Source organism: Mesoflavibacter profundi, from assembly GCF_014764305.1.
Taxonomy (GTDB): Bacteria; Bacteroidota; Bacteroidia; order Flavobacteriales; family Flavobacteriaceae; genus Mesoflavibacter; species Mesoflavibacter profundi.
This window is the reverse complement of sequence record NZ_CP061703.1, coordinates 952,028-963,230: the sequence shown is the minus strand read 5'-3', so window position 1 is coordinate 963,230 and position 11,203 is coordinate 952,028. Positions and strand designations below refer to the sequence as shown.

Sequence of the window (11,203 nt, the reverse complement as noted above, 5' to 3'; positions counted from 1 at the left end):
ATTAACAACTAATTTATGGTTTAACGAAACATCATTTATGCTATTGCCATACATGCAATACTTATTTTGATATTTTTTGCTTTTTGTAGTTGTAAGCAACACGCTTCAATTGTATTTCCTGTAGTTATTACATCATCCACAAGAAGAATATGTTTGTTTTCTAGATGCTCAACATTAACAATATCAAATAATTCTTTATTGTTGTACCAACGATCAATTCTTTTTTTAGAAGCCTGAGAAGCTTTGTTAACACTAGTTTTAATTAATGTATTGTCGTCATAATTAGCTTCAAGTTTAACTGCAATTTGCTCTCCAAATTTGGCGACTTGGTTATAACCTCGTTTTTTTAGTTTTTTAGTATGTAAAGGAACAGGTATGACAACATCTATTGTTGAATAATCTTTGATAGATTTTAATTCTTCACCAAGCCAAGATCCTAAAAACATACCAACCTCTTGATTTTTCCCATATTTTAATTGATGTAATAAATGTTGAACAATACCGTGTTTACTAAATCGTAACAAAGCAGTTCCAGATTGTATGTTTGCTCTACCATAAAGTACATTTTTAACTGTGATATCATTTTTAAAATGAAAATTTGTGACAGGCAATAAATGTCTGCAAGAAATACATAAAAATGATTCATGATCTGTTAATGTGTTTTTACAATGGTTGCATACAGGAGGAAAAAATATATTTAAAAGATTAGTAAGCATTTTATCGATTGACGTTGAATGGTTTATAAGTTTTATCGATTAAATTTAATAAAAATTCTTTGACATCGAACGATTTTACACATAAGGCAAAAAATTATCGTTTCATCGAATAAATGTTAATTTTTCAGTATTTAAAATTAGATTTGCAGACATTTTAAGAAAATTTTATGATTATAAATCCCCAAATAAATAATCTAAAATTAACTAATGTGTTGCTAGTAATTCTAGTAATAATTTTAGTTGGTTTCAATTATTTTAGCTTAAATAATTTAAGTCAAGATAATCGTTATCTAACCAACGAAAACTTATTGTTAGAAAAGGAGGTAAGTCAATTAAATCAACAAAATGCAAACCTTCAAAAACAACTACAGTTACTTGTAAAGTCTGATAGATATTTAAAAAACAATCTTAATTCTAATTCTGTAATAGAAGCTAAAATAACTAATACTTTAGCGCAAAATTTCAGCAATAAAATCGATGCAGAAAAGGTAGACGCAAGTTTAAAACCTAGTATAGAGGTTGACAACATAAAGACTTCAAAAGTAAAAGAGACTAAAAAAGAAGTTGCAACAGCACAAGTACAAACCAAAAGCACTAACACGTCACTTGTATCTCTTTCAAAATTTGAAGCAGTTGCAGTTAAAAAAACAACAACTACTGGCGATTTAAAACTAACTAGTCAAGCTTCAAGAACAAAATTAATTAATGTAAGTTTTACATTAGATAATAATCAAGTTAAGCATAACATAAAAGATAATTTTTATGTTCAAATAGTAGATCCAAAAAATAATGTAATGGGTCTAAAAAAAGAACAAATAATAGATGAAAAATCTATTATATACAGCGAAAAAATAGAAGTTTTAAATACAGATCAAAATACCTTTAAGGTTAACATAAAACCATATCTAGAAAAGACCTTTTATAAAGGAAATTATTTTGTAAATCTATATTATAAAAACAAATTAATAGCAAATACAAACCTAGTACTTAAATAGTTATTGTTTATCAATTATTTTATCGTTTAAACGATTTTAATTCTTTTTAAAAACTATTTATTGTTAATTAGGTATATAATTTATTAGCAATGATAGTTTTCCCTAAAACATACAACTACAGGTTAATAATTGTTTGGTTAATAGTAGCTTTATCTATACTTAGTGTTTACAGTATTTATAGTTTTAGCACGTTACAAGATTATAAATCGTATTTAGTACAAGAAAAAAAGTTAATTCAAAATGAGTTATCAGAGATGATTTCGCGTTTTGATACTTTAGAGGTTAAAAACATAGAACTAAGACAAAAACTAAATGCGTCTAGACAAAAAGTACAAAAAACTTTAGACTCTTTAAATACCTTATCTATTAGTACAGAGATACTTTCGTATTACAAATCTAGACTTCAAATTTTAAAAGAAGAACGAAAAACATTTCTTGATTTAGTAGAGCAATTAGAACAAGAAAATAGAAGATTAACTTTAGAAGCCGAAAAAACTGAAGAAGAGCTAGATCAAGCAAACTCAGAAGTTAAAAACTTAAAACAAAATAATAGATACCTGTCAAGTAACCAAAATGCTTTATCTAAAAAAGTAGAAAAAGCTAGCCAATTACAAGCAACAATGCTAGAAGCAAGTGCAGTAAAAAGAGTGACAAAATCTAAAGTTATAACTACAGAAAGAGCTAGCAGAGCCAATAAATTTGTAGTACAATTTATTGTCCCAAAAAATATGTTAGTAGAAGAAGGCGAAAAAGAATTTTACATCCAAATACTTAATCCAGATAACAATGTAGTGTCCGATCAAGGTAACACAGTATTTGACAATAAATCTTTAATCTACACAAAAAAAATAAAGGTAAATTATCAAAAAGAAGATTTAAACGTCAGTACATTTATCGAAACTACAAAAGAAGAGCCTATTAAAAACGGTGTTTATTTTGTAAATGTGTTTAATAATCAAAATAGAGTAGCTACAACATCTATCACTTTAAAATAATACGCAATACAAAATTAAGCTTGTAATTTAACTTCTATAAATTAGCTTAAAAACAGCGATAAAAAATATTGCAAACTTTTTGTAATCGATTATCTTTGCTACACTATGGCAAACAACGACGATCAATTTAAAAAAGTAATCTCTCATGCAAAAGAGTATGGTTACGTGTTCCAAAGTAGCGAAATTTACGATGGACTAAGCGCAGTTTACGACTACGCACAAAACGGTGTAGAATTAAAGAAAAACATACGCGACTATTGGTGGCGCGCAATGGTGCAAATGCACGATAATATTGTAGGATTAGATGCTGCAATTTTTATGCATCCAACCACTTGGAAAGCGTCTGGACACGTAGATGCTTTTAACGATCCGTTAATAGATAACAAAGACTCAAAAAAGCGTTACCGAGCAGATGTTTTAGTTGAAGATTATTGCTTAAAAATCGAAGCTAAAATTGATAAAGAAGTTAAAAAAGCCGAAAAACGTTTTGGCGAAGCTTTTAATAAAGAAGAATTTTTAAGCACAAACGGTCGTGTTTTAGGCTATCAAGAAAAAATTGATACCATCCTAAAACGTCTTGGTAAATCTTTAGAAAATGAAGATTTAGCAGACGTAAAAGCCTTAATTGAAGAATTAGAAATTGCTTGTCCATTAAGCGGAAGTAAAAACTGGACAGACGTTAAGCAATTTAACTTAATGTTTGGTACCAAATTAGGTGCAAGTGCAGACAGCGCAATGGATTTATACCTACGTCCAGAAACAGCACAAGGTATTTTTGTAAATTTCCTTAATGTGCAAAAAACAGGACGTATGAAAATTCCTTTCGGTATTGCTCAAACAGGAAAAGCTTTTAGAAACGAAATTGTTGCAAGACAATTTATCTTTAGAATGCGCGAGTTTGAACAAATGGAAATGCAATACTTTATCAAACCAGGAACTCAAAAAGAATGGTTTGATTACTGGAAAGAAACACGTCTTAAATGGCATAAATCGCTAGGTTTAGGCGAAGATAATTACCGTTTCCATGATCACGAAAAATTAGCACATTACGCAGATGCTGCTACAGATATCGAGTTTAAGTTCCCATTCGGATTTAAAGAATTAGAAGGCATTCACAGTCGTACAGATTTCGATTTAAAACAACACGAAGAGTATTCTGGTAAAAAACTTCAGTATTTTGATAACGAAGATAATACAAGTTATACGCCTTATGTTTTAGAAACATCAATAGGTTTAGATCGTATGTTTTTAGCAGTGTTTTCTAACAGTTTACAAGATGAAACTTTAGAAGACGGAAGCGAAAGAACCGTTTTAAAATTACCAGCAGTTTTAGCGCCAACAAAAGCAGCAATTTTACCATTAGTTAAAAAAGACGAAGGTTTAACTAAAATGGCAAAAGATATTGTAGACGATTTAAAATGGGACTTTAACGTTACTTATGACGAGAAAGATGCAGTTGGCAGACGTTACCGTCGTCAAGACGCAGCAGGTACGCCATTTTGTATCACAGTAGATGGCGAAAGTCTAGAGAATAATACAGTAACGATACGTCATAGAGATACTATGGAACAAAAACGTGTTAAAGTTGAAGAATTACGCGACATCATTAAAAAAGAAGTTGATGTAAAAGAATGGTTAATGAAGATGTAAAATTCCTGTAAAAGCAGAAATTTATAAATAAAAAACGCCCAAAACTTTATGTTTTGGGCGTTTTTTATGATGTTAAAAATAAGCTTTTAACTGTACGCTTCCTGTGTGAATTGTATTAGAAGTTTCGGTTTTTCTACCAAAGTAATTAAGATTTAAATCTAAAAACTTGGTAAGTTTTTTTTGCGCTAAAAGTGTCCATGTAAAGTTTTTTCCTGGTTGTAAACCTTCAAGTAATTGATAAGCTACAGGACTATTGGCGTTTCCAGTAAAGTCGTTTTTAAATACATTAAACTCAGCCGAAATAGCACCAGATTGCGCATTGTTTTTAGGAGAAAACGCAAAGGATAGTCCGTATTTTTGCTGTTTTAAAGACTCTTCATTATTAATAGTGTTGTCTTTATTAGTTAATTGATAAAACACATCAAACTGAACGTTATCGTTAAGTAAATAGGATAATTTAGGGTTTAAAATTGTTGCGTCTACATCAAAATTTTTACTTGTAAAATTTTCACTTTCGCTAAATTGATTTTCTAAAGTAGAGGTTAATGTTACTAACCAACTATTGGCAATTTTATGATTAAAATTTATTTGGTGACTATTTAATTTGTTTTCTATAAAACCAAAACTTAATGTGTTTTTAGATTTTGTGTTAAGATAGGTGTACGATGTTGTAAAATGTTGCTTACCTCTATTAAAAAATAAGATGTTTCTAAAGTTTTGATTTAAACCAAGTTGATTGGTTTCGTCTTTTTTAAATGGATTAAGATCAAAATTGTTTCCGTTTCTTTTTATTTTTCTATCGATTAGATAACTGGTTTGATTGTAAAATTTTGAAATAACTTGCCTTATTTTGGATGTAGAATTTATCCATTGTATTGGATTTAAAGTTACATTTTGACTTAGCCTATTTTGATGAGTTTTAATATAAATTTGATTAGGTAATAACACTCTAATATAATCGCCTTGATCTGTAAATTGCGCGATTTCAAATTCTTCTAATTCTTGAATATTATTATTGTTATAATCTATCCATGTGTATGCGCCTTGACCAGATTCTACTTGAACGTAAGTAAAATCTTGTTGTGGTAACGCACCAGAATTAGTCTCGAAAGCAGTATTCCAAATTATCCCATTTTTTGCTATTTTTTTATTAAATAACAATCTGGAATTTAAAGAGTTTTCTTTATTAATTGTTTCGTCTTCAAAATCTAGAGTACGATAATTAACATACAAAGACACATCTGTATTTTGGGTTTTAATTAATCTAGAATTTAAATAATATGTGTTAGAAGTGTTTACTCTTGTTAATTTTTGGTTTTGAACACTATCATTAACTCTAAATTTATAACCTACTTCTGCAAAAATATTTGTGCTATCACCAACTCCTGTAAATACTTGATAGGCAGAAAACCGCTGTGTAAGATCTGTAAATGCTTGGGTTTGTTTAACACGTTCTTTATTTTCTTCAGAAGAAAATCCTGCGCCAATCCATTGTTTTTTTAAGCTATAAAGTGCTTTGTTATATGTTCTTATAAATTTAGACGAATTTTCTAAACCATTAGATTTTAAGTAGCTAGTTTGCGATACAAATCGCAGTTTTTTTAATTTTAAGTTGGTAGATAAATTGTGTTTGTTACCATTAAAAGTACCACTATAATTTAAATGCTGAAATGTGTAATTGGTAAACCCTTTTTTAGGATGAAAAACCTCAAAACCAGTAGATAATAATGCTTGATTGCCTAAGTTGCTATTTTGTAGTTGTGTAGTGTTTTGACTTAAATTCCAGTCGCGATTAAATTCTGGTTGATATAGTCTTTGTATGGTTTTAAAATCCTGTTGTATGTAGTCTAAATCTGCAATTGTTTTTACAGACCAAAGACTATCATTTTTTATAATGTTTTGCGTAACGTTTAATTTGTTAGCAAATCCATTATTGTTATTATCGTCTATGGTAGAGAATAAATTTAGATCATTTTTACTTGCTGCAAGTTCAAAATTTATACTAGTGTTTTTATTTGGGTTGTAATTAGCATTTACCACAGCAATTTGTAATAAAGTAGGTGCATCTAATTGAACAACTGGTGCATAGTTACCTTGTTTAATTCCGTTAATTGGCGCAATATATTCGTATATATTTGTAATGGTATTAGATGTTGATAAAATATAGTCGCCATTATTCTCGCCAACTAAAGTAAAGGTTACATTATAAAGTGTATCGTTAGGATTATTAGAGAAAATATAAATTGGATTACCATTTACTAATTCTTTTCTGTATAAAATTCTGTTTTCGTTATAGGTTTCTTCAACTTCAGATGGAGCAACCATTAGCAATGGGTCATCTCCAGCTTGAGATAAAATGGTAACTTGATCTTCAGATAAATTTTGTTGTAAAGGATTGTTTTTAGCATCATTTTCAGAATAGACAGAAGCGCCAATTGTAAGTTTTTCGCCAGAGTGATTTCCGCCTGCAAAAGCTACAATTCTTGAATAATTTCGTTCAGAATATTGAAAATCAATACTAATTCGCATTTCTGAAGTGACAGGAAAAGTAGGATTAAAGATAATCTCACCAGCATTGTAATCTATAATATAATCTTCGTTTTCGCCTCTTTTTAAAGCAATTCCATTAACGTAAACAGTTTCACTTCCAGAAACAATAAGTACAAATAATTCGCCACTTGGACCTTGTAATTTATAAGGGCCTTGATTACCTTCTTGTGCTGTAAATTGATAGTTGGTAAATTGCCCACGTACTAATGCGCCAGATGCAAAAACGTTGGTTGGATTAGAGTCGCTTCCTAAATTAGCCTTAACTTGTAATCCTTGTACGCGCTTAGAAAAATTAGCAAAATAAGAATTGTCATTTTGTAAGTCTATATCTCCAGCACGAATAGACCATTGGTCACTAAAAAGCTCTAAAAACACTTGGTCAAACTCGTCTAAACGCTGTGAATAACCGCTTTCTTGTAACGGAATATTAGCATCTTGTATACTAGCTCTTAAAGACACTTTGTCATTTAATTTTCCAATAATTTGTAGATCCAATTCGCTATTTAAAACCGAGTTTTGGTTGTTTCCAATAGTTACGCCACGACTAATACTTCCAGTAGTTGTTAACCCATCAAAAGGCGTAAAAGTGTTAGTGATGTTTGGCTTAGAAAGTTGGATTAATTTATTAGCACCTTCGCTATTTTCTACAATAATATTAGTGTCAAACTGCTTGTAGGTTTTGGTAATAAAATCCGGGTATTTTTGGTAGCTTATTATTACAGAATCTTCTTCAATAGGTTTTAAAAACTGTAGCGTTGAGGTAGCAAAATTTACTCTGTAATATGTAGAATCTATAGTTTGATTATTTTTAGTTTTTAATTCAAAAAAATTAGCATTAATACTTACGCTGTCTATAGTTATAGTGTCTTTTGTTTTATAGGTTCTAGTAACCAATAAGTCGTTTTGATTTTGACTGTAGCAAAACAAAAAGGATAAACTAAATAAAAAGCAAAGTATAAATTTCATCTAAAACAATAACAGTATAATTTACGGTTTATTTTGTTAATATGTTTTGTTTAAAAATGCCGTATTTCATCTTGTAAAAGTAAAGCATTATTTATTTTAGCAGAAATTAATAATTAAGATGAAAATTATCTCGTACAACGTTAACGGAATTAGAGCCGCAATTAACAAAGGATTTATAGATTGGTTAAAAAGTGCAAATCCAGATATTTTGTGTTTACAAGAGATAAAAGCAATGGAAGAACAGCTGGATTTAGACTTGTTTAAAGATGCTGGTTACCATTATAATTATTGGTTTAGCGCACAAAAAAAAGGGTATAGCGGTGTAGCAGTTTTATGTAAAACTGAACCAGATCATATAGAATTTGGTACAGGAATAGAATCTATGGATTTTGAAGGTCGAAACATACGTGTAGATTTTGGTCCATTATCAGTAATGAGCATGTATTTACCATCAGGAACAAACGATGCAAGATTGTCTCATAAATTTGAATATATGGACATGATACATCAATATTTAAATGAATTACGCCAAGAACGACCAAACCTTGTAGTTTGTGGTGATTACAATATTTGTCATGAAGAAATAGATATTCATAACCCAAAAATGAAAGGCGTTTCTGGATTTTTACCCGAAGAGCGCGAATGGTTATCAAGCTTTATTGATAGCGGATTTATAGATTCTTTTAGATATCTTCATCCCGAAAAACAAGAATACTCTTGGTGGAGCTATCGCGCCAATGCAAGAGCAAATAACAAAGGTTGGCGTTTAGATTACGCAATGGTTAGCGAGCCATTACAACAAAAAATAAAAAGAGCAGTTATATTACAAGAAGCAAAGCATAGTGATCACTGTCCAATTTTGCTAGAACTAGAAAACTAATAAACAACAATCCCAAATAAATAAAAAATGAAAAACACCTTTTTAACTTTAATGCTTTCAGTTTTTGTATTATCAAGTTGCGTATCGCCAAAAGTGTACAAAGAACTAGAAAGTAAATATGCAGGTTTAAAAAAAGAAAATAAAGCCTTAAAAGAAGAAAATAAAGAACTTCAATTAGCATTAAATCAAGCTAAAAATAAGTTAAAAGAAACCGAAGACGACTATCTAGATGCAGATGCAAACAAAAAACTATGGGAAGCAGAATATAAGGCATTATCTAAAAATTACGATGCATTAAAAGAATCCTATGACGCTTTAGAAGCAAATAGTAGTTCTGCAATTGCAGCAAACACCAAAAAAAACAGAGAATTATTAGCGCAATTAGAATCTAAAGAGCAAGCATTAGCAACAGAAAACGCTAGACTAGAACAGTTAAAGCAAGAGCTAGAAGCTAGATCGCAACGTGTAGCAGATCTTGAAGCAATAATTTCGGCAAAAGAAGCAGAGATGAATGCCTTAAAAGATGCTATTTCAAAAGCATTAGTAGATTTTGAAGGTAAGGGATTAACCGTAGAAAAACGCAACGGAAAAGTTTACGTGTCTATGGAAAATAAACTATTATTTCAATCAGGTAGTTGGGCAGTAGGAACACAAGGTAAACAAGCAGTTAAACAGTTAGGAGCTGTATTAGCAGATAATCCAGAGATTTCAGTATTAATAGAAGGTCACACAGATAACGATCCATTTTCTGGTAACGGAAACGTAAAAGACAACTGGGATTTATCAACCAAACGTGCAACAGCAATAGTAAATATACTTCAAGAAAATAAAAACATCAATCCAGAAAGTTTAACAGCAGCAGGTCGTGGCGAGTATGCTCCTGTAGCAAGTAACGATACAGCTGAAGGAAAAGCCAAAAACCGTCGTATAGAGGTTATTTTAACACCAAAATTAGACAAAATTACAGAGTTGCTAAATAATTAAGGCGTTACCACAAGTGTCGTGCTTTCGCAAGTCACAATCAAAGATGTGCTCCAACAATTGCTTAACTACGAAGTAATCATGAGTACTTTAATTTGAAATAAATAATAACGAATAATCCCTAACGTACCATACAGAGCGCAGTCGAAGTACAGGTTGAAGCAAAGGGTTCTTCATAAAAAATAGAACTAAAATTTTCAGCCAACTTTCAATAAAAATATCTTAACAAACATTTAGACCTTTAGTTAAAACAATTAATTAAAGGTCTTTTTATATTTGTTAAAAAGTAAACAATCAAAAATGAAATACACAACTTTACCAAATACAGATATAAAAGTGAGTAAAATTTGCCTAGGTACGATGACTTGGGGAAATCAAAACACAGAAGCCGAAGGACATGCTCAATTAGATTATGCGTTAGAACAAGGCGTAAATTTTATAGATACAGCAGAGTTGTATCCAGTTCCAGCAACTGCCGAAACACAAGGAAGAACTAGTAAAATAATAGGAACGTGGCTTAAAAAAACTGGACATAGAGAAAAAGTTGTTATCGCATCTAAGATAGCTGGACCAGGAGATTATACAGCGCACATACGTACATCAGGATTTCAAAAAGGATCAATTAAAGATGCAGTAGAAAAAGAATTAAATAGACTGAAAACAGATTATATTGATGTATTTCAATTACATTGGCCAGAACGTCAAACCAATACTTTTGGAGTAAGAGATTATAATCATAATCCTAACGACCAATGGGAAGATAATTTTAAAGACGTTTTAGAGCAGTTAGAAGCTGTTAAAAAAGAAGGTAAAATCCGATTTGCAGGACTTTCTAATGAAAAAGCATGGGGAACAATGCGTTATCTAGAAGAGTCTAAAAAACATAATTTAATAAGACCAATAACTATCCAAAATGCATACTCATTAATAAACAGAGTTTTTGAAGGTGATATGGCTGAGGTTTCAATAAGAGAAAATATAGGATTATTAGCTTATTCGCCTATGGCGTTTGGCGTGTTGTCTGGTAAATATATAAAAGGAATAGCTGAAGAAAATTCTAGATTAAAATTGTTTCCAAGATTTGCAAGATATAGTAGTGAAAATTCCACTATTGCCACTAAAAAGTATTTAGAATTAGCAGAAGAAAATAATTTAACTTTAGCTCAAATGTCTTTAGCATTTGTTAATCAAAGACCATTTGTAACAAGTAATATTATAGGAGCAACAAATTTAGAGCAGCTTAAAGAAAATATTAAAAGTATTGAAGTAAATCTATCAGATTCTATATTAGAAAAAATAAACCAAATTCATTCGGTTATACCAAATCCTGCTCCTTAATCGGTTATCACTAAGTAAATATTCGCATGAAGTATTTTACCGATAAATAAGTGTATTTAGTCTATATTAACAATAACAAATAACATGTAGTTTGTTTTTTTCATAGCTTAGATGTAACAAAAACTAAACATC

8 protein-coding genes are annotated in these 11,203 nt (G+C 30.2%); 6 read left to right on the top strand and 2 right to left on the bottom strand.

All coding sequences use genetic code 11. The annotated features are described in order from the left end of the window. Window positions 1–35: 35 nt before the first annotated feature. Entirely contained in the window at window positions 36–716 is a 681-nt protein-coding gene (locus IFB02_RS04505; protein ID WP_106686713.1) for a ComF family protein, read from the bottom strand. 167 nt (window positions 717–883) lie between these two features. Between IFB02_RS04505 and IFB02_RS04500 the strand changes: the two genes are divergently transcribed. From IFB02_RS04500 to IFB02_RS04490, 3 genes are all read left to right on the top strand, one after another. Continuing rightward, window positions 884–1,711, top strand: a complete 828-nt coding sequence (locus IFB02_RS04500; RefSeq protein ID WP_106686712.1) for a hypothetical protein — start codon at window positions 884–886, stop codon at window positions 1,709–1,711. Window positions 1,712–1,800: 89 nt separating this feature from the next. Further along, window positions 1,801–2,706 carry a hypothetical protein gene (locus IFB02_RS04495; RefSeq protein ID WP_106686711.1) on the top strand — a complete coding sequence of 302 codons (906 nt, stop codon included), beginning with the start codon at window positions 1,801–1,803 and terminating at the stop codon, window positions 2,704–2,706. A 105-nt stretch (window positions 2,707–2,811) separates the two neighbouring features. Further along, window positions 2,812–4,356 carry a glycine--tRNA ligase gene (locus IFB02_RS04490; protein WP_106686710.1) on the top strand — a complete coding sequence of 515 codons (1,545 nt, stop codon included), beginning with the start codon at window positions 2,812–2,814 and terminating at the stop codon, window positions 4,354–4,356. Window positions 4,357–4,428: 72 nt separating this feature from the next. Here the strand turns inward: IFB02_RS04490 and IFB02_RS04485 are convergent, their stop codons facing one another. Next, on the bottom strand, window positions 4,429–7,872 hold the full coding sequence (locus IFB02_RS04485; RefSeq protein WP_106686709.1) for a hypothetical protein: 3,444 nt from the start codon (window positions 7,870–7,872) through the stop codon (window positions 4,429–4,431). Between the two features lie 118 nt (window positions 7,873–7,990). Here IFB02_RS04485 and IFB02_RS04480 point away from each other — a divergent pair, with 118 nt between their 5' ends. The 3 genes from IFB02_RS04480 to IFB02_RS04470 all read left to right on the top strand — a co-directional run bounded on the left by IFB02_RS04480 (window position 7,991) and on the right by IFB02_RS04470 (window position 11,071). After that, window positions 7,991–8,752: an exodeoxyribonuclease III gene (locus IFB02_RS04480; RefSeq protein WP_106686708.1), complete on the top strand. Its 762-nt coding sequence runs from the start codon at window positions 7,991–7,993 to the stop codon at window positions 8,750–8,752. A gap of 27 nt (window positions 8,753–8,779) precedes the next feature. After that, entirely contained in the window at window positions 8,780–9,736 is a 957-nt protein-coding gene (locus tag IFB02_RS04475; RefSeq protein ID WP_106686707.1) for an OmpA family protein, read from the top strand. A gap of 297 nt (window positions 9,737–10,033) precedes the next feature. Next, a complete protein-coding gene (locus IFB02_RS04470) occupies window positions 10,034–11,071 on the top strand; it encodes an aldo/keto reductase (protein WP_106686706.1) in 1,038 nt (345 codons plus the stop codon). Window positions 11,072–11,203 lie beyond the last annotated feature (132 nt).

Coding starts and splice junctions, on each gene's coding strand:
- IFB02_RS04475 (WP_106686707.1), top strand. CDS start 8,780: ATGAAAAACACCTTTTTAACTTTAATGCTTTCAGTTTTTGTATTATCA.
- IFB02_RS04480 (WP_106686708.1), top strand. CDS start 7,991: ATGAAAATTATCTCGTACAACGTTAACGGAATTAGAGCCGCAATTAAC.
- IFB02_RS04470 (WP_106686706.1), top strand. CDS start 10,034: ATGAAATACACAACTTTACCAAATACAGATATAAAAGTGAGTAAAATT.
- IFB02_RS04495 (WP_106686711.1), top strand. CDS start 1,801: ATGATAGTTTTCCCTAAAACATACAACTACAGGTTAATAATTGTTTGG.
- IFB02_RS04490 (WP_106686710.1), top strand. CDS start 2,812: ATGGCAAACAACGACGATCAATTTAAAAAAGTAATCTCTCATGCAAAA.
- IFB02_RS04505 (WP_106686713.1), bottom strand. CDS start 716: ATGCTTACTAATCTTTTAAATATATTTTTTCCTCCTGTATGCAACCAT.
- IFB02_RS04485 (WP_106686709.1), bottom strand. CDS start 7,872: ATGAAATTTATACTTTGCTTTTTATTTAGTTTATCCTTTTTGTTTTGC.
- IFB02_RS04500 (WP_106686712.1), top strand. CDS start 884: ATGATTATAAATCCCCAAATAAATAATCTAAAATTAACTAATGTGTTG.